Raw genomic sequence first — 20050 nt, forward strand, 5'->3', positions numbered from 1 at the left:
CGGACTCCACGCATAATGAAACTGATACTTTAATTTTTTACTTAATTCCTTTACTAGAGAAAAACAATTCCACAAAAAACATGTTCTTATCAAAGGTAAATGCTTAATTTAAAAGGGATATTGTCTATTCCTTTCCTGGATCGACACCCATTTCGTTACAGTAAACTCTTCTACAATCCATGGGTTTCCAAATCGCCCCAAACCGCTTGCTTTATTACCTCCGAATGGAATGTTTGGACTGTCATTTACTGTTTGATCGTTGATATGGGTCATACCACTATCAAGTTGTAATGCAAGATCTTCCCCTTTTTCTAAGTTGCTTGTAAAGATAGCAGAACTTAATCCATATTCGGTGTCGTTTGCTAACTCTATCGCTTCCTTATCTGTACTTGCTTTAATAATCGTCGCAATAGGTGCAAAGACCTCTGTTTGTGCTAGTTTACTAGAATTATCTACATCGACAAATACATAAGGAGTCAAAACATTTCCCTCACGTTTACCTTCTAGTGCTACTTTAATCCCTTCTTTTTTTGCTTCCTCAATCAAGCTAAGCGCTTTTTGCATCTGGCGTTCATTTATTATTGGTCCAATGATCGTCTTTGGATCTCTTGGGTTACCATAAGGAACCTGCTTTGCTCTTTCCACAAATTTTTCAACAAATTGGTCATAAACATCTTGATGAACAATCATACGATTGATAATCATACAAATTTGTCCTTGGTGAATGAACTTTCCAAAAATAGCAGCATTAACAGCCTGATCGACATCTGCATCAGATAGAACGACAAATGGACTGTTTCCTCCTAATTCAAGTGCGACCTTTTTTAAATTGCGGCCAGCAATTTCACCAATATGTCTTCCGACAGCTGTAGAACCAGTGAAACTGATTAAGCTGGAATGACGATTTTCTAACATTTCGTCACCGATTTCATCGATATCTGTCAAAACTACATTAAATACTCCCTTAGGCAGCCCAGCTGCCTCAAACGCTTTAGCTAGAATTGTACCTCCAGACATCCCTACTTGAATATCCGGCTTATGCACAACACTATTCCCCAGTGCAATTGCGGGAGCAATCGTTCTCATTGAAAGGTTCACTGGAAAATTAAACGGTGAAATGGAGGCAATTACACCAAGCGGCAGTTTATATACATGATTTACTTTTCCATCAGTCGTAGAGGGAATTTCCTTAATCTGATATATTTCATCTGTGAATTTAAGAGCTTCCTCCATTACCTCCAAAGCAAGATGGAGCTCAACATTTGCTTTTAAAACTGATCCCCCTGTTTCCTGACTCACAATGGAAACAATTTCTTCTCGGTTCTCATTTAAATATTGAATGGCCTTTTCAATTACTATCCTTCTCTCCTCAGCTGTTGATTGGGCCCAACTTTTTTGTGCTTCTTTCGCGATTTCAAAGGCTTCTCTTAATTGTTCAACTGTAGCTAGACGTACCTTTGATAATACTGAGCCATCATAAGGATTGACAATATTATACGTATTTTGACTCTTCCCCTCTACCCACTTACCATTGATATAACTGGTATTCAAAGATTCTAGAGATATTTTAGTAGATTCAATATTTATTGACATGCGTGGCACATCCTTTCATTATTTTTAACCATAAAATAAACAGCTAATGTTTCTGAAGTTCAGCAGCTTTTTCTGCCTGCTTAATTACGGTAGGCAAACCGAATGACTTGATTAGATACACTTCGCCAGACTTGTTGCTTCTTCCCTTCACTTCTAGCCATTTTTCATTTATTAAATAAGTTACCCATATTCAAAAAACACCCATCACATAGTTGATGCATTCCTACATCACATCTAAAGAGATTCCGATAGCCCGTGTTCCATTTGTTTCACTTATGCTTCCCTTACGTTAACACCGTAGGGACAGCGCATTTCTATTGTCTTGATAAAGGACAAAGAATACGGTTTATCCCAGTTTTCTACTCAATCGATTCTATCAGCCACCCTTATCTGAAAATTTAGAATTCCATGAATAAAATATAACATTTCTAAATATAGATTTATTGTAAAAAAAGAAACAAATGTAACCGTTTCAGATTACGGTAAATAGCTTTGAATAAAAAATTCGAACCATATGTGGAGAACACTGTAACCATGACATTTTTTCAAGGTTACAGAAAAAAAGACGACTCAAGAAATTGTATTTATAAATTTCTTGAGTCGTCTTTTTTTTATAGTTTGAAACTATGCGCTAACAAATAAATTACTATTTTAATATCACTAATACAAATCTGTCCTTCTATCTTCAAATATCGGTATTCTTGTTCGAACTTCGTCAACGAGTGAAATATCAATTGTCGTGGTAAGGATTGTTTCATCCAATCCACCCTCAGCAATTACTTTACCCCAAGGATCGATAACGATTGAGTGACCTCCAAACACATTGTTAGGATCTTCTCCTACTCGATTACAAGCAACAACATAACATTGATTTTCAATAGCACGACTAACTAGAAGGTTTTTCCAATGTTCAATTCTTGCTAGCGGCCACTCGGCACTAACAAAGATAAGTTTTGAACCCTCTATAGCATGTGTCCGAATCCATTCCGGGAATCGTATATCATAGCAAATAAAACCTGCACAAGGAATTCCTAATAGCTCAAATGCTCCTTTTTTATTTCCGGGTATTAAATATTTCTCTTCATTCATTAATCGAAACAAATGGACTTTACTATAGTCATGAACAAGTTCCCCATTCGAATTAACAATAAACATCGTGTTTTTCACACCGTTTTGAACAATATTTGCGACGGAACCCGCAATGATATTGACGTGATGCTTTTTCGATAATGAAGATATAAATGAAATCGTTTTTGCTCCTTTATCATCAGCAATCTCTTCTAATCTCTCAAGATCATAGGCAGTCGTCCATAGTTCAGGCAGCAAAATAATATCAGGCTTTGATTTTACAGCTTCGTTAATTAGTTTTTCTACTTTATTGTAGTTCCCTTCTGGATTGCCAAACAAAATATCAAATTGTAAAATCGAAATCTTTATTTCTCTCATTTTTCAGATCCCCTTTACAAAAACCAGAGGGAAAACCAGAGGGACAGGTCCACTGGCCCATCGGTATACGATTAACTAATTGTACCACCACGGTACCTCTGAGATTTTCACCAATTGTTTACTAAAACAATCTTTCCAACTGCCTTTTTGGTTTCATAATATTCATGTGCCTCAGCTATTTCGTCAAAGGTAAAGCGTCTAGAATCAATAAGTGGTCGAAGCTTTCCTTCCTCAATAACGGGTGTAACCTTCTTCAATATCTCTCCATTTATGTAACGGAATTCTTCATGTAGAATGGGTAACTCTATGAAAACGACATGAAAATTCAGTGCTTTTAAAAGAAATGGACTTAAGTTATAGTTTTGACTTACAGCAATAGCCACAATGGTTCCGTATAAAGAAGCCGCCTCAATTGACCGCTCTAAATTTTCACGATCCACGGTATCGAAAATATATTTAAACCCTTTTCCTCTCGTATACGTCTCTACATAGTCTCGTACAGACGTTTCTTTATAATTAATGACTACATCGGCTCCAAGTTCTTTCGCAATTAGAGCTTTTTCTGGTGTGGAGACGGTTGTATACACCTTTGCACCGATCCATTTTGCCAACTGGACAGCAGCATGTCCCACCCCGCCTGTGGCACCATGAATCAGAATCTCATCTCCAGCTTGAATGTTGGCGCGTTTAACGAGAGCATCCCAAGCCGTGATCGTAACAACGGGTAAGGCAGCTGCTTCTGCGAATGACAAATTTTTCGGTTTATGAGCTAGCAATCTAGCATCTGCCAGCATGTATTCTGCTAAAGCACCTCCCGAACCTCTAACACCACCTGCAAAACCATATACCTCATCACCTGGTTTAAATTCAGTAACCCCTTCTCCCACTTCGGTAATAATACCCGCTACATCTCCATGTAAAACAGCCGGAAATTCAGGAGCAAATTTGGCAAAAACGCCACTGCGTATTTTTGTATCAATGGGATTCAAACTTGTAGCTTTGACTTGAATCAAAACATGCATTGTTTTCACTTCTGGAAGAGGGATATCTTCTAATTGAAAAACAGATGCAGCCCCAAAAGAACGGATCACTTGTGCCTTCAAACCCATCACTCCTCAAAATTTTGAATAATAAGTATACTTACCTTTAATTTTACATTTATTTCTACCAAATTGATACTAAAAGAGCCCAGGGGAGCCGGGGGGACAGGTCCATTGGCCCATCGGTATGTGATTTACTAATTGTGCAACTGTACCTCAACACACTAACGCATTACTCTACTGGGGGTCAGGCACCAGAATAAAGATTAAGTACCACCCCAATGTGAAATACTAAACCATGTATAAGGATTGGATCGTATCAGCTTGAATCTATGTTGTTCGGAGGGAGTGAGTTATTGGGTGTTTCATTCATCATTTAGTCCTACTTTGATTATCTTTTCTGTTTTCATTGCTATTATTTCTTCTTATACTACTTTAGTTTTGGTAGGAAGAATCTTTGACGCCAATCGATCAAAGAAAATGATTTGGCTTCTTTCAGGGGCATTTGTGATGGCTACAGGAATCTATTCCATGCATTTTATTGCCATGATTTCATATTATACGGATTATCCAGTGACATATGATATATTCCTACTACTTCTGTCTTTCGCATCTGCCATTTTGTTCTCATTTACTGCTTTTTATATACTTTATGTTCCGCCCCTAACAAAAACCAAAATATTAATAAGTGGCCTAACTCTGGGTATAGGTATTGTTATCTTGCACTATATCGCAATATTTGCGGTAAACGAACCGGTAGAAATTCAACTTAATTCGATTTATGTTACCCTTTCCATCGTAATTTCGCTTGGGCTCTCATCACTTTCTATTAAAATGTTTGTTAAAAATAAAGATGACTTTCACAGTTCAATTCTTCGAACCATTCTTAGTGCAGTGGTCTTAGGGATAGCCGTATCTGCCATGCACTATACAGGAATGAGGGCGACTCATTATGTCGGTCTTCACCACTATGATGACATAACTACTGGAATTGATGCATTTATTTTAGTTGGTATTATCTCATTCAGTACCCTTTTTATCATGATAGTTGCATTATACTTTGGATTAATTGACTACCGTTCCTTACAAACTGAAAAAGTTTTATTAAAACAAATAAAGGAAAGTGAAGTACGATACCGTCGCTTAGTTGAACTTTCCCCTGAGCCCATTATTGTCCATGACGGAAAAGTAATTATGTTTGTTAATCAAGTTTGTTTAAGGATATTAAATGCATCAGATAAAAATAATCTAATCGGAAAACCAATAATGGATTTTGTCCCTGCCAATTTTAGTAGAACCGTAAAGGAACAAATGCAGACCTTAAGCGATGGTGGACAGATAAAATCTAATGAGCAACAGATTATCGCCCTTGACGGTTCTATTATCGATGTTGAAGTTGCAGGAATTGGAATACTATATGAAAATAAGCATGCCTTCCAATTAGTCTTAAGAGATATTACGGAGCAAAAACGGATAAGAAGAGAACTAGAGGAAAAAAAACAACAATACCAATCACTGTTCGAGTATAATCCTGATCTAGTTTTTTCAATGGATCAGAAAGGCTTTTATACAGAACTAAATTCCTCTGTCTGGGACTTGTTGGGGTATTCTAAAGAAGAGCTTTTATGCATGTCCTTTCATAAAGTGGTAGACCCACATTATTTAGATATGACAATTTCAAAATTTAAAAGTGCATTAGAGGGTATCCCTCAAAATTACGAAATCAATATAGTTAATAAAAATGGCATCATAATCCCCGCCTCCATAAAGAATATACCCATCATTATTGATGGAAAGGTTGTTGGGGTTTATGGTATCGCTAAAGATTTGTCTAAAGAAAAGGAAGCTATTCAAAAAATAAAAGAACTTGCCTATACCGATCAACTTACAGGTCTTCCCAATCGCACGTGGTTTTACAAAAACCTTGCGAAAGTATTAAACAAATCAAAAGAACTAAAGGAAACGGTTGCGATTCTTGCAATAGACTTTGATAATTTCAAGAATGTTAACGATACTTTGGGCCACCATGTGGGTGATCAATTCCTACGTCAAGTCTCTGAGAGATTAAAAAATTGTCTCCGTGAAAATGACAGTATTGCGAGGGTTGGTGGTGATGAGTTTATCATCACTGTGGAAGATGTAACAAAGGACGAGGTCAGTCAGTTGGCTAAAAGAATTCTTAAAGAAACGAATCGTACCCTCAACCTATTTGGACATGAAATTGTTGTGACCCTTAGCATAGGTATTAGCATGCACTCCAATTTCCCGACGGATGTAGAGACCGTTATTAAGCAAGCTGATTTGGCGTTGTATTTAGCCAAAGCAAAAGGAAAGAATAATTATCAATTTTTCACTGAGGCATTAAATGAGAGAGTTACTCGTAAATTAAAATTAGAAAGCTCCTTGAGAAAGGCTATTGAGCAAAAAGAACTGAAACTCTTCTATCAGCCGCAAGTTGATATTCAGACTAGAAAACTTGTAGGATTAGAAACTCTCCTTCGATGGAATCCTTCATATGGTTTTGTGTCGCCAAGTGAGTTTATTCCGATTGCAGAAGAAACAGGACTTATTGTTCCACTTGGAGAATGGGTCATTAAAGAGGCCTGTCGCCAAATCAAAGAGTGGGAGAAACACGAATTACTCAGGGTGCCCATTTCCGTAAATGTATCTGCGAGGCAATTTAAAGATCCATATTTCATATGGAAAGTAAAACAAATAGTAAGGGAAGCGAAAATAGAACCTCACTTCCTTGAAATAGAAATTACAGAAAGCGTCATGTTTAACGTAGATGAATCGTCGGTATTATTACAAGATTTGAGAAGGTTTGGTATTAAAGTTGCAGTTGATGACTTTGGAACAGGTTATTCCTCACTACACTTAATTGCTAACCTTGATTTTGACTCATTGAAAATAGATAAATCGCTTATTGATGATAGTATAACTAATGAACGCAAGATGGTTATTTTAAAAGCTATTATTGGAGCAACAAATAATCACGTAAGGATCGTCATAGAAGGCATTGAAACGATACAACAAGTAAATGCCTTAAAAAGTTTCAGCGTAATTGGACAAGGATACTTCTACAGCCCTCCACTACCACCAGAACAATTAGAACAAAAAGTGATGCAAATAGATGGATAGACGGCCTATTTGTTTCTTCTCATGAAAAAAGGTTCCTGACCCCCAGTACAATCGGGGGTCAGGAACCTTTATACTCTCATTATTGATGGTGTTCTTTTTCTTTGTCTTTATCTTTTCGGCGTTTCGGTTTATGATACAGCCCGAGTTCCTTTTTCTCTTTCGTTAATGAGCGATATAGTGAAATCAGCATAAGTAACATTATAAATGAAAATGGAAACGCTGCAGCAATAAGCGCATTTTGAAGTGCTTGTAATCCGCCACTATATAACAGAATTAACGCAACTGCAGACTGAGCAATCCCCCAAGTCAGTTTTACTGAATTTGCTGGTGTCAGTGACCCATAAGTTGTTTGCATACCAAGTACAAATGTCGCAGAATCTGCTGAGGTAATAAAAAATGTACTTACGAGTGTAATCGCTACAATCGACAGAACAACCGACCATGGGAATTCATTAAAGACGGCGAATAATACCTGTTCTGTAGCAAATTGAGATAAATCTAAATTACCTAAACCTTGAACTTGGATTGCTGACGTTCCAAAAACCGAAAACCAAAAAAAGCTCACAAGTGAAGGTAGTAATAAAACACCAATTAAAAATTCACGAATCGTTCTGCCTCTCGATACACGCGCAATAAAAATACCAACAAACGGTGACCATGAAATCCACCAAGCCCAATAGAAGATTGTCCATCCATTAATCCAAGAGCGATGCTCTTCATTAAGAGGCGCAATTCGGAAACTCATTTGAATAATGTTTTGTATATAACCACCAATTGAATCTGTAAACATATTTAAGATTAAAATCGTTGGACCAGTAATAAACATTAACGCTAATAGCGCAACTGCTAAAAACATATTGGCATTACTTAAATACTTAATCCCTTTCCCTAATCCAGACCATGCAGAGACCATAAACAAAACGGTTACTACAGCAATAATGATAAATTGAACTGTAAAATTATTAGGGATACCTAGTAAATAGGACAATCCTCCATTAATTTGTGCTGCTCCAAATCCAAGCGTGGTTGCAACCCCAATCACAGTAGCAAATACCGCAAACACATCAACTACCGTGCCCCATGGTCCTTCCATACTTTTTCCTAACACAGGTTTTAATGTAGCTGAAATTAACCCAGGCTCATCTTTGCGAAATTGAAAGTATGCTAATGCCAAGGCGACGATTGCATAGATCCCCCACGCATGAATGCCCCAATGGAAAAAGGTATATCTCATCGCTTCTTTATGAGCTGCATTCGTTCCCCCTTCTGCTAACGGAGGAGACAAGAAATGGGATAACGGCTCTGCAGCCCCCCAGAATACAAGTCCAATACCCATACCTGCACTAAATAACATCGCAAACCAAGTAGCTGTCGAAAACTCTGGTTTCTCATCTGGTTTTCCCAATTTTATGATTCCAACAGGGCTGAAAATAAGAAATACACAAAATATAACAATTATCGTAACTAAAATTAAATAATACCATCCGAAGGTTGTGGTAAGAAATGCTTGTAAATTACCTGTTGCCTCTTCAAAACTTTCTGGTGCTGTCACACCGAACACAAGAGCCGCAAGCACTAATGCAACTGCGATCCAAAAAACGTTCGAAATTCTTTTCATCTAATGTTCCTTTCTTTCTTAAATTGTTGCTTATATCTTTTAGTTTCTTTCTTATAATATCCCCTATATTGGTACTTACACCTTTATCGATTCTCAACTCACTTATGTAACTTTTAGTTATCATCTGTATTTATTTAGGAAATTATTTATATAAAAATTATAAGATTGTTGGATCATGACAATTTACTTTTTTTAAGAAAAACACTGATCTAATTCACTCTTAATTACAAAAGTAAAATGTCGTTTTTCTTTAGAATGGTTACGATAATAAGGATATAAACTTTATATGTCGATATTTTTTTACAAAATATGACAAAGATAACACAACTCTCCTATTATAACATATCTTCACACTTTAAAAAAAAGATACGAAAAGGTTCCAAAATCAAAAGACTTGGTACCCATAGTGATTGAAAAAATACTTTTGTTTTTATACTCAGTTGTATTTTCCATTGTTAAACTCATGCACCTGATAAATGCCTAAAAATTTAATAGCTTACTTACCGCTAAATAATACTATAACAAGAATTTTATATTTGGCTTAGTGCACAGATTGCACCTACCGGATATTCGATGACAGCATAACTGCCAGAACCCTCACCAAGAGGCTCAGTAAGAACTTTGCCGCCAAGCTTACGGCATTCTTCCAGGCTTGCTTTTAAATCCTTAACTCCAAAATATACGAGCCACACCGGTGGAAGATTAGTAAGACTTCCTGCTTTTTGACATATACCCGCTACGGGTTGCCCATCCGGAGTTGTCATAAAATAGTCCGTATAATCCCCTCTTTTGTAATCACTATGTTCCCATCCAATAACTTTCTTATAAAAATCACGCACTTCCTCTGAGTCATCTACAGTTACATCAGCTGAAAGGATTGTACCAGGGGGGATACTATTTTGATTCTCTTTCATAAATAACCTCCACAAGTTAAATTAGGCCAGAGGGACAGGTCCATTGGCTCATTGGTATTATTTACTAATTATACCACGGCAAGCTGTTCCTCTGAAATTTACAAAGAATGACTAGTATTAGTATTTAGTTTCTCTTGATAAATCCTCATCACTTTCTCATGCTTCAACAATAAGTTCTATCTGTCAATTTCATGAAAAAAAGCGCAGATCCATACTCTGGAAATGCGCTGATTTCGGGAATTTTGCTGGCTAAGTATTGAGCTGTTATACATTACTTTATTTCAAAGATTTTCAGGGTTTCATCTTCTTTTTTTTCTATATTGTTCTTTGATGAATTTCCTAGCGTTTTTCATGCCGCCCATACTACTAAACATTTCATTTATTTTTTCTTTTTCAATCATTTTAGAATTCAAGCCTTCATACTTAGTTTCCCTTTTAAGTTTCCAATAGCTTTCTAGTCTTTCAACTGATAAAGTGCCATCTTTAATTGCTCTTTGCACTGCACAGTTAGGCTCATTCTTGTGAGTGCAGTCGTTAAATCTACAATTTGAAGCCAGTTTTTCTATATCAGCAAAGGCTTTCGTTAAATCTGCACTAATAATCCCAAGTTCCCTCATACCCGGAGTGTCTACAACAATACCCAAATTCGGCACCATAATCAGTTCGCGTCTTGTAGTTGTGTGTCTGCCCTTATCATCGTTTCTTAGCCCATTTGTATCTAATATATTTTGACCGAGCAGACAATTTATTAAGGTAGATTTACCAACTCCAGAAGATCCTATAAACGCTACTGTCTTACCACTAGAAAGATACCTTTTTAATGATTGATATCCTTCATCAGCCGTATTTGTTGTAACAACCACATCTACACCTAGTGCAATAGAAGATATTTCGTTAAGCCTAACCTCTATTTCCTTACATAAATCTGATTTTGTTAGTACAATAACTGGTATTGCACCACTGTCCCAAGCGATAGAAAGGTAACGTTCTAGTCTACGAAGATTAAAATCATTGTTCAGTGACATACAAATAAAAACTGTATCAATATTTGTTGCGACAATCTGTAACTCTTCCTTGGAACCGGCCACTTTACGCGCAAAAACACTTTTCCGTGTAAGTATATGGTGAATTATCCCGTTTCCCTGTGAATTATCAGTTCTGTCGACCATAACAAAATCTCCAACAGCTGGATATTCAGAAAGTCCTTTTGCACCATAGTGGAATTTCCCTGATATCTCAGCTGCAATATCACCATTTTCGGTAATCACCTTAAATGAATTTTTATATTGCGACGAAACTCGGCCAATAAAAAGAGCTTTATATTGTTTAGACTCCAGTATCAATTCTTCAGTAAGTCCTAGATTTTTCATATTAATAGTATTCAACTTCATTTCCTCCTAAAGTTTAGATCATAACCTTTGGGAGGTTCTATGCATGATTTTATTTTGCACATACCTCCCCATTTGTTACAATCTCAACGTTTTGCTTGTTATTCATAAAAAGAATCTCCTTTCCGTCACGTATTAGTTTTACTCTATCACAATGTTTAGCCGCTTAAAATTATGAATTTAGGCATGGAGCCCGCTGACATTCGATAAAAGTTGAAATCAAATTCAGGCCCGATTGTAAAGTGCTATTAAAACTTATCGTTGATAATTCGCAATTGTTGGTAGGTCCTTTGTAAAAATAAAAAAAGAGCAGTATTTACGTTGAAAACGTTAAATACTGCTCTTTTTTATTATAGTATTCATGTCCCATACATTGAAAAATACATGATTCTGTGGTAAGTTTATATAGATATGCATTGTGTATGTTGAATTTAAGTATATTTTCCCTACTTTAATTATACAACGTCCACAATACGTTAGTCAACCCTTTTATAAACTTTTTTGAAGGAGTGTTTGCCTATGAATTTGGAACTTCTGCAGGAGCAACAACGAGTAGACAGTGTAATGGAGACAATTACAGAGGAAATCAACAAATTGGAAGAAGAAACTGCCAGACGTAAGAACGAAGTCGTTCATATCCGCAAACACTTTTGGGATGAAAACAAGATGAATATTGATACCTTCGACGATTTTCTTGAGACTATCATCGGCTTGAGACAAGAGGCCCAAGCTTTATCCGTCAGCCAAAGCACACATAAACATGCATCCAAAAGATTGTCAACCCTGCGCCGTATGCAGGAGGTCCCTTACTTTGGCCGAATTGATTTCATTGAAGAAGGTCTTTCAACTTCTGAACAAGTTTATATTGGAATCTCCACGCTTACTGATAAAAGTGGCGACCATTTCCTGATCTACGACTGGAGAGCGCCGATCTCGAGTGTCTACTACGATTACCAGCCCGGTCCCGCTAAGTATGCAACCCCTGGCGGCGAAATCCAAGGCATATTAGAGAAAAAATGGCAATATCTAATCCGCGGCGGCATTCTTCAATCCACGTTTGATACGAGTCTTACTATTGGAGACGAGATTTTACAGCAGGTTCTGGGCAAAGGTACTGACAAACATATGCACAATATAGTAGCAACCATTCAACAAGAGCAAAACCGGATCATCCGTCATGACCACGGGAGACTGCTCATTGTTCACGGTGCAGCAGGCAGTGGCAAGACATCGGCCGCCCTGCAACGAATTGCTTACTTGCTCTACAAATATAGAGATCGCCTGAATGCTGATCAAATCATTCTGTTTTCGCCTAATTCCATGTTTAGCAGTTACGTGTCCAATGTACTTCCAGAACTTGGTGAAGAGAATATGCAACAGGTCACATTTCAGGAATACTTGAATCATCGTCTGAGTCAAGAGTTTAATGTTGAAAATCCCTACGAGCAATTGGAATATGTTTTAACTGCAGCGAATACTTCTTCATACAGGTCAAGGCTTGCGAGTATCCGTTTTAAAGCCACTACCTGTTTCTTTGAGACAATTCAATCATACACACAGTCACTAGAATTATCAGGAATGCTATTTAAAGACATTACTTTCAGAGGAAAACCAATCGTTAGTGCACAACAAATAACAGAAAGGTTTTACAGTCATGATACCGCCCTCCGCTTCCATAATAGACTTAATAATTTGAAGGATTGGTTATTAAAAAAAATGAATGAAGTTCAAAAGATCGAAAGGGCAAAGCCTTGGGTACAAGAGGAAATCGAGCTGCTAAGCAACGAAGATTACCATAAGGCACGAATCTACTTAGCGGAAAAACGTGGCTTTGCAAGAGAATCGATTGCGGACTATGAGGTCGAGCCCGAAGCACTTGCACGTTTGATTGTTCACCAAAAATTAAAGCCGCTACGAAAACGAGTCCGAGCGTTTCGATTCTTAGACTTTAAGGGAATGTACAAACAGCTTTTTGCTGATCCCCTGCAGAGTAAACATTGGATTGAAGGAGAAACACCCGCCTTGTCATCCGCTGTTTGTCAAGCGACGCTGAAAATGCTAGATGAAGATAAACTATTTTATGAAGATGCTACTCCATTTTTACTTTTAAAGGAACTGATTCAAGGCTTTCAGACGAATAGCTCGATCAAACACATTGTTGTTGATGAGGCTCAGGATTATTCCCCATTTCAATTTGAGTTCTTAAAACGTTTGTTTCCTGCCGCAAGGATGACCGTGCTCGGTGACTTTAATCAGGCGATATTCGCCCATGCAAGCGAACAGGTTGATTTCAATACACTTACCAGCCTTTACGGACCGGATAAAACAGAACTGATCAATATAACACGGAGTTACCGATCTACCAAACCAATCATTGAATTCACACGAAGACTTGTTCCTAATGGAGAAAATATTATTCCTTTTGAACGCAATGGTGAGCGCCCCGTCCTAAAACAATTAGTGCATCACGAAGAGCTGCACAGAAACATTGAATCCAAAGTCGCAGATTTGCGAAGTCAAGGGCTTCATAGTATTGCAATCATATGCAAATCTGCTGAGGAAAGTATAATTGCATATGAAGCCCTGTCCAACATCGATGAAATTAAACTTTTAAAAAGCAGCTCGATTGATTATGAACAAGGAGTCGTTGTCATACCGTCGTATTTATCCAAAGGTATCGAATTCGATGCCGTCATCATTTATAATGCATCAGAGCATGTATACGGTGATGACAGCTTGCGCAGAATTTTCTACACTGCCTGCACCAGAGCCATGCATGATTTGCAGCTATACAGCGTAGGTGAACCGAGCCCATTTTTACGAGACGTATTGCGAGAGGGTTATATCCAAACTTGACTTAATTGATGATTAAGCAAAAATAATCCACACTAACAGCTGTACAATACATTGCATCAAGTATTGGGTGCTTTTGGTTACTCGTGTGTTGATTACCGTAATGAACAACCAAACGAAAGTATCATGAAATAGGATGGCTGAAGAAATTGTTGTTAATCATTTACAGCCTGTTAAAGAGTGAAAAAGTGAAACTCAACCAGTGGGGGGATCTTCATCCCCACTGGTTATTAAAACCTAACTCTTTTTATAAAGGTAATTTATAGGCCCTTGAACCAGCTCCCCCACTAACAATTCTTCACTACTGTTGAACTAGTTGTACCATAATGCTGTTTTATATAAATTAATTCTTAAGAATGTATTTTTCTCCTCATATATTTAATGCTAAGTCTTTCCTTGGAAAAGCTTCATTTTTTGAAACACGAATTATCTCACTAGGAAAATACTTATTAAAATATTTTTCCACTCTTACATGTAAATCTTTTTGGTACCACTGCGAAAGTTCATGTTCTTGAAATAATTGTGGCATTCCTAATCTCTCTGAACGTTTACCCATCAAGCCATCCCCAATACTTAAAGTGTCAATCCAAATATGGTCCACAATCCCATCCAATACCTTTGGAAAGTCGGGGGTAAATGGTAAAACGGGAGAAATCGAAGCTTGAGTGGAAATTCCAGCATCATGAACCTCTTTTAAGGCTTTTATCCGTAATTTAAGTCCAGGAGCCACTGGAGCAAATAGTTGCTTGATGTCTTCCCTGTCGGTTTCAATCGTCATCGATACAAGGACTTTACATTTTTCTTTCAATTTTACTAACACATCTATATCTCTTGTAACGAGTGGGCTTCGTGTTTGGATCTGAAGAAAATCAGGCGGATTTTCGATCATTTCTTCTATAATCCCTCTTGTAATTTCTGCTTTACGTTCAATGGGTTGGTAAGGATCTGTTGCGGAAGACATAAAAATGTTTACGGGATTATTTTTCTTTCGAAGTTTGGTAATTTCTTTACGGTAATTTACTGATGCATTTGTTTTGATGTCCAACCATTCCCCCCAAGGGAGTTTATTGAATCTTTGAATTGGCATTTCTCTTACATAGCAGTACCTGCAAGCAAACACACAACCACTATAAGGATTCAATGAATGTGTGAAGCCAACATCTAAATAACCTTTTGTTTCTGTAAGGATTTTCTTTGCAAGTATTTGTTTTACTTCAATTCCCATTTGGAAGGCACCTCTCTTTATTTAGTGCTTTGTTGTAATTGGAGATTGAGCATATGTCGGATAGTTAACGTGGCATAAGCCACGCCCCATCCAAAAGTAATACCTCTCATAATTTAGAACACGATGTCCTCTGCTAATTAGTCCATCTGTATGTATTCGTGACCTCAAATAATGTTACTGCTGCGCTATCTGAATAAGGTTGCCGCATGTATCGTCAAAAACAGCTATTGTGATTTCACCCATTTTTGTTGGCTCCATTGTAAACTTCACGCCATTTTCCATTAATCGATTATACTCTTTATGGATATCTTCAACGCCAAACATTGTTGCTGGGATGCCCTCGGCAAATATCTTCTTTTGATATTCTTTGGCGGCTGGATGGGCGTTCGGTTCAAGTAGAAGCTCGGTACCGTTTTGTTCATCTGGAGAAACAAGTGTAATCCACCTATATTCTCCGGCCGGAACGTCATGCTTTTTAACAAATCCCAGCGTGTCTGAATAAAACTTCAGTGCCTTGTCTTGGTCTTCTACGAATATACTAGTAACTATGATTTTCATTTGTTTTATGTCTCCTTTGATATTTTCTATGTGCGAGCCAGAGGGACAGGTACAGTGTCCCACTTTAAAAATACCAAAGACAGGACCATTCCACAACAGAGGTATTTCTGTTTTCGATCAAATCCTTCTTTAATACTTGAACAAAGAAAAAGGAGCTGCCAATGTTGCAACTCCTGGTTTAACTCTGCCTCAATTATAAGAATACATACTTTTTTTAATTAGCTTTTATAGCTTGAACTTAAGAAATCGATATTAAGATGATGCTAATTTCCCCCTGTCAGCAGCTTTTGGGGGTTGTTCCATCCAACCCTTCTCAATCATAATTTTTGCTGCACTTTCGACAAATGCGGAAATTTTCACTAACGATTTAGAGTAAAGTAGTCCAATGTCATGCCTTCCATTCACAGCTACTGAATTCCCGAAAGCTCGTATTTTCATCGAAAACATATCCATCTTATGAAATAACATTAACTTATCTGAAAACGGTGAAAATGTTGATGTAGTAACTAAATCATCAACAAAAGATGGCGATGGCAAGTTTTCGTTATGTAGTATTTTCATATACAGTTCAATATTTTTGCTTGTCATGTCTCTACCTTTTTCAAACAATTGCCGAATCTGTTCATCTTTCACAACTTGAGTAAATGCCATAATTAGTGCTTTACTTGTAACATTATTTTCTATATTATCGTAAAAATGAGCAATTTCTAGTGCATGCAAAGGGCGAACATGTCCAAAATAACCGTTTAAAAAATCCTTATGAACGAATTCAACATTTTCTGGAATTGGGATAATAGGCGGCTTAATGACTAGTCCTTTATTCATTAGAAGCTCTTTAATCTGTTCCATTAAATCCATAACAGACTTCATACAATAAGTAAGGAACTCTTTGACATCCTTTCTATAAACAAGCGGCAAACCTACGCTATAGATACTCATACCTGCTTTTGCAGCATATTTTAAATAATGTACGTAATATTCATCCTCAAATAATCTTGGTGCACCTAAATTGACATCCTCTTCATTAAAACCTCTTGGAACAGGAAAATCTTCTTTTTCAAAAATTCCTTTAATGGTTTGCATGAGTTCCTTAGTTAATTTATATGCATTTTCTAATAAGGTTTTAATTTCTTTATCCTCAACATGTTGTAGGTAATAGCTTAAAATACAATTTGACATACTATTTCCCATATATGTTGCCCAAAGTTTTCCAACCTCAGCTGATGTTAGTTTTTCATTCATACTAATCTTATTCGACCCAATTTTAATTGGCTTAATTGTTTCCATTTAGGCCACCCCTAATTCAAATTAATAGTTAATATCCCCCATTTATAAAGTCCTATTCGATATGCCCTTATTTTACTGAGCAGCCATTTAGTTGAATAACAAAAATAAGTCGCCAATAAGGGGATCTGTATCTTTATTTCTTGCACACATTTAATTCGTCATTCACATAACAAAAGAGTAGGCATCTAACCACCTACTCTCTGTCGAAATTATTCATCATCACTTTATTTCTTCACGTTGAATTTTAACATTTTCATATTAACGCTCTTCTTGTTTCTTTACTTCTTCACGTTTACGCTCGTCTGCTTTGTTCGCTGCTTCTTCTTGTTTTTTCGCAACCACACGTTGTTTTTCTTCTGCTTTTTTTGCCGCTTCTCTTGCTTTCTCTTCTTGTTTTCTAGCCTCTTCACGTTCTTTTTCAGCCCGTTTTTGGGCTTCCACGCGTTGTTTTTCCTCTTGTTTCTTCACTTCTTCACGCTTACGATCTTCGGCTTTTTTAGTTTCTTCAAGTTGCTTTTCTTCTGCTTTTTTCTTTGCTTCTTCTTCCTTTTTTACAGCCTCACGTTTTTCTTCTGCCTTTTTACGTGCATCGTCTTCACGGTCAGACACGTTTTCTTTGTCCTCGTTACGTACTTCTTTTTTAGCTTTATCTACATTTTTTGCTTTTTTAAGAGCACCTTCCACAACTTCATCGGTCTCTTCATTAATTTCTTCCATGACTTCAGCCTTTTCTTCTGCTAACTCTTCATTTAGTTCAACTAGTTCTTCGTTGTATTCTTCTTCATTTAGTTCACCTGATGCTAACTTAGTCTCAAGTTTTGCACGTTTCGTATCTGCCTTTAATTCTTTTTCTTCTAACTTGGCTAATTTTTTATTTACCTTCTCTTCAAATTTTTCTTGTGCTTTTACAATATTTTTCGCTAAAGCCTCTTTTGCCTTCGGATTTTCTACTTTATCTAATACAGTCTGTAAGGCAACTAAGTTAGCAGCGAATTTAGCTTCAAGTGCGGCACGCACTGAATCAACAGGAGCTTGTTCCTGTGCAATATCGCCCTCTACTGTTTCTGTTGGTTCTTCAGTAACAGATTTTGCTTCTTCAGATGATTGAGATTGCTCGTATTTTTCCAATGCCAATTCTTGTTGTTCAATGGCTTGTTGAAGAATCTCATTAGCTAATTCTTCCTCACCTTGAGCAAGTAAGGATTCTGCTTCTTTAATTCGCTCTTCTGCAAATGCAGCTAGCAATTCTGCCTCTTTTACTCCATCAAATGTTAAAGCCAATTGCACATTTTCCATTAGTTTTTTAGCAAAATAGAAAAAGTCACCAGGTAAAAGTGAAGAAGTATCTTCTTCAGATTGTTCTATTGTTTGTGACTCCTCTGAAGTATCATCTTCTGTCACTTCTTCTTCAATCTCAGGTACTGTTGTCTCATCTGCTAGTTCAGATTCTGTTACTTCATCTACAACTACGTCTGTTGTTGATTCTTGAGTTGTTGCATCTATTTGATCTTGTTGTACACTTTCTTCTACTTGTGTTTCAGTTGGTTGCTCATTTTCTTCCGCAAAAGCCTGTATAGTTCCTAAAGAGAACGCGAAAGCTGTCGCAACCATACTAGTAGCAAGTACATTGCGAACGTTTTTATTGAATAAAAAGTAATTTTTTAACATAAAAAAAATCCCTCCAGCACAGTTTTTTGTAAAGGAAGAATCTCGAATTAACTCTATTAAACTTGAGTCTTTTCGCCATTCTTCATTTGGTAGCCCAGCCATCATAGTGTTTTCACCGTAGATCTGTAACTTTGCAGTCTCTACCTTTCGATAGATTTGCCTTTTTCAAATGAGGAACGAACTAACTCACATATTCGCTCATCACTATTTGAATATAATATATAAGAAAAACAGGGAACTGAATAGTATTATTTTTTACCAAAAAACCAGAGGGACAGGTACAGTGTCCCACTCTAAAAATACCAATAATGGTATAAAAAGAGGTATATAGTGACTGGTTTACCCGCCCTACTTCTTAAGACGTCAATGGACCTGTCCCTCTGAACCACTCATTAATCCTTCAACATCGCATCTTATCTTGTAAAAGTCCGCAATCAAAGGATGTGTTTCTTGGGTCAATTCTAATTTTTCTAATCTTCTTTTACCTAACCTTCTATCTAACATTGAATAAGCTTTAATAATAATATTTTCTGAATTCATCGCTTCATCAATAGACAAAGTAGCATATTCCATAAAGGCTGCATAAAGAAAATAACTTTCAAAAATGTTTTGATTTATCATGATTTCTTCAGCGTCAGATGAGGACTTTATTAGTTGTTGTCGTTCTTCAGAAGCAAACATTACCTCCACATCATCATCATAAGGAATTCCTTTAAGGTTCTTTTTCTCTTTCATCTTTTGATATAGTTTCACATGCGCTATTGCATATGTAACATCAGAAACACTTAGTATTTCTTTTTTTTTCGAATGTAATCCATACCCTACTTGGACCATCATGGAAATTCCGATATACCGTTGCATAGATCTTAATACGTCCTTTTAATTTATCACATAAAAAATTTTCTAATATTGTTTTCGTCTTACTCCATTGCAATCCAATCACCATCTCTGTTTCCAGTAATTTTCTTTACATTTATTAAATATTTTCTTGACCAATCCTGTCTTTTAGCAGAACAGAGGGACGGTTTAGTACATAAATAAGCATTCTTTTAACAGGCTTAGTTAAGCCTTTAAATTTCCTTTTGCTTCATTCAACGCATTTATCAGTTGTTCTAATTCAGCTTCATTTAAATGAACCGTTACATATGATGCCATTAACCCACTACTATTGGCTTCTAATGTAGTGGTCTTAACAATTTTATCTATTCTAATTGACAGATTATCATTTTCCCATATAAACATGTATTTTTTTATTACAGGAACCAGGGGGTCAACTCATACAGTGTCCCACTTCAAAAAAAAGTAACACAAATTCTTTC

At 36.7% G+C, this 20050-nt stretch carries 15 protein-coding genes and 1 riboswitch; of the genes, 2 read left to right on the top strand and 13 right to left on the bottom strand.

The features are described 5' to 3' along the window. Window positions 1-108 precede the first annotated feature (108 nt). From C1724_RS07445 to C1724_RS07455, 3 genes are all read right to left on the bottom strand, one after another. Window positions 109-1566, bottom strand: coding sequence for an aldehyde dehydrogenase family protein (locus C1724_RS07445; RefSeq protein ID WP_258000367.1), 1458 nt, complete (start codon window positions 1564-1566; stop codon window positions 109-111). 687 nt (window positions 1567-2253) lie between these two features. Beyond that, on the bottom strand, window positions 2254-3039 hold the full coding sequence (locus tag C1724_RS07450; protein WP_102346066.1) for a carbon-nitrogen family hydrolase: 786 nt from the start codon (window positions 3037-3039) through the stop codon (window positions 2254-2256). Between the two features lie 107 nt (window positions 3040-3146). Then, window positions 3147-4142: a zinc-dependent alcohol dehydrogenase family protein gene (locus C1724_RS07455; RefSeq protein ID WP_102346067.1), complete on the bottom strand. Its 996-nt coding sequence runs from the start codon at window positions 4140-4142 to the stop codon at window positions 3147-3149. Window positions 4143-4427: 285 nt separating this feature from the next. Between C1724_RS07455 and C1724_RS07460 the strand changes: the two genes are divergently transcribed. Further along, entirely contained in the window at window positions 4428-7220 is a 2793-nt protein-coding gene (locus C1724_RS07460) for a bifunctional diguanylate cyclase/phosphodiesterase (RefSeq protein ID WP_180994165.1), read from the top strand. 79 nt (window positions 7221-7299) lie between these two features. On the opposite strand, the gene C1724_RS07465 is transcribed toward C1724_RS07460, so the two are convergent. The 3 genes from C1724_RS07465 to rsgA all read right to left on the bottom strand — a co-directional run bounded on the left by C1724_RS07465 (window position 7300) and on the right by rsgA (window position 11137). Further along, window positions 7300-8838 carry a glycine betaine uptake BCCT transporter gene (locus C1724_RS07465; protein ID WP_102346069.1) on the bottom strand — a complete coding sequence of 513 codons (1539 nt, stop codon included), beginning with the start codon at window positions 8836-8838 and terminating at the stop codon, window positions 7300-7302. A gap of 530 nt (window positions 8839-9368) precedes the next feature. Further along, window positions 9369-9752, bottom strand: coding sequence for a VOC family protein (locus C1724_RS07470; protein ID WP_102346070.1), 384 nt, complete (start codon window positions 9750-9752; stop codon window positions 9369-9371). A gap of 299 nt (window positions 9753-10051) precedes the next feature. Beyond that, entirely contained in the window at window positions 10052-11137 is a 1086-nt protein-coding gene (gene rsgA / locus C1724_RS07475; RefSeq protein ID WP_102346071.1) for a ribosome small subunit-dependent GTPase A, read from the bottom strand. A gap of 522 nt (window positions 11138-11659) precedes the next feature. Between rsgA and helD the strand changes: the two genes are divergently transcribed. Next, on the top strand, window positions 11660-13996 hold the full coding sequence (gene helD, locus C1724_RS07480; RefSeq protein WP_102346072.1) for an RNA polymerase recycling motor HelD: 2337 nt from the start codon (window positions 11660-11662) through the stop codon (window positions 13994-13996). 367 nt (window positions 13997-14363) lie between these two features. On the opposite strand, the gene C1724_RS07485 is transcribed toward helD, so the two are convergent. From C1724_RS07485 to C1724_RS07505, 7 genes are all read right to left on the bottom strand, one after another. Next, window positions 14364-15218, bottom strand: coding sequence for an SPL family radical SAM protein (locus C1724_RS07485; protein WP_102346073.1), 855 nt, complete (start codon window positions 15216-15218; stop codon window positions 14364-14366). A gap of 174 nt (window positions 15219-15392) precedes the next feature. Then, entirely contained in the window at window positions 15393-15776 is a 384-nt protein-coding gene (locus tag C1724_RS07490; protein ID WP_102346074.1) for a VOC family protein, read from the bottom strand. 252 nt (window positions 15777-16028) lie between these two features. Continuing rightward, on the bottom strand, window positions 16029-17063 hold the full coding sequence (locus tag C1724_RS07495; RefSeq protein ID WP_102346075.1) for a DUF3231 family protein: 1035 nt from the start codon (window positions 17061-17063) through the stop codon (window positions 16029-16031). Between the two features lie 258 nt (window positions 17064-17321). Further along, entirely contained in the window at window positions 17322-18731 is a 1410-nt protein-coding gene (locus C1724_RS25290; protein ID WP_142386527.1) for a DUF5667 domain-containing protein, read from the bottom strand. A gap of 85 nt (window positions 18732-18816) precedes the next feature. Further along, window positions 18817-18902: riboswitch (cyclic di-GMP riboswitch) on the bottom strand. 192 nt (window positions 18903-19094) lie between these two features. After that, window positions 19095-19568, bottom strand: coding sequence for an SF0329 family protein (locus tag C1724_RS07500; protein WP_441296779.1), 474 nt, complete (start codon window positions 19566-19568; stop codon window positions 19095-19097). After that, window positions 19507-19677, bottom strand: a complete 171-nt coding sequence (locus tag C1724_RS26505; RefSeq protein WP_441296780.1) for an SF0329 family protein — start codon at window positions 19675-19677, stop codon at window positions 19507-19509. The genes C1724_RS07500 and C1724_RS26505 overlap by 62 nt, the downstream gene beginning before the upstream one ends. Before the next feature lie 116 nt (window positions 19678-19793). Further along, entirely contained in the window at window positions 19794-19973 is a 180-nt protein-coding gene (locus C1724_RS07505) for a hypothetical protein (RefSeq protein WP_102346076.1), read from the bottom strand. Window positions 19974-20050: the final 77 nt, after the last annotated feature.

Source organism: Bacillus sp. Marseille-P3661 (genome assembly GCF_900240995.1).
Taxonomy (GTDB): Bacteria; Bacillota; Bacilli; order Bacillales; family Bacillaceae_J; genus OESV01.

Excerpts from the sequence above, each read along its gene's own strand:
- C1724_RS26505 (WP_441296780.1), bottom strand. The coding sequence starts at position 19,677 with ATGGTGATTGGATTGCAATGGAGTAAGACGAAAACAATATTAGAAAAT.
- C1724_RS07450 (WP_102346066.1), bottom strand. The coding sequence starts at position 3,039 with ATGAGAGAAATAAAGATTTCGATTTTACAATTTGATATTTTGTTTGGC.
- C1724_RS07505 (WP_102346076.1), bottom strand. The coding sequence starts at position 19,973 with ATGTTTATATGGGAAAATGATAATCTGTCAATTAGAATAGATAAAATT.
- C1724_RS07470 (WP_102346070.1), bottom strand. The coding sequence starts at position 9,752 with ATGAAAGAGAATCAAAATAGTATCCCCCCTGGTACAATCCTTTCAGCT.
- C1724_RS07465 (WP_102346069.1), bottom strand. The coding sequence starts at position 8,838 with ATGAAAAGAATTTCGAACGTTTTTTGGATCGCAGTTGCATTAGTGCTT.
- helD (WP_102346072.1), top strand. The coding sequence starts at position 11,660 with ATGAATTTGGAACTTCTGCAGGAGCAACAACGAGTAGACAGTGTAATG.
- C1724_RS07485 (WP_102346073.1), bottom strand. The coding sequence starts at position 15,218 with ATGGGAATTGAAGTAAAACAAATACTTGCAAAGAAAATCCTTACAGAA.
- C1724_RS07490 (WP_102346074.1), bottom strand. The coding sequence starts at position 15,776 with ATGAAAATCATAGTTACTAGTATATTCGTAGAAGACCAAGACAAGGCA.
- C1724_RS07500 (WP_441296779.1), bottom strand. The coding sequence starts at position 19,568 with ATGATGGTCCAAGTAGGGTATGGATTACATTCGAAAAAAAAAGAAATA.
- C1724_RS07495 (WP_102346075.1), bottom strand. The coding sequence starts at position 17,063 with ATGGAAACAATTAAGCCAATTAAAATTGGGTCGAATAAGATTAGTATG.
- C1724_RS25290 (WP_142386527.1), bottom strand. The coding sequence starts at position 18,731 with ATGTTAAAAAATTACTTTTTATTCAATAAAAACGTTCGCAATGTACTT.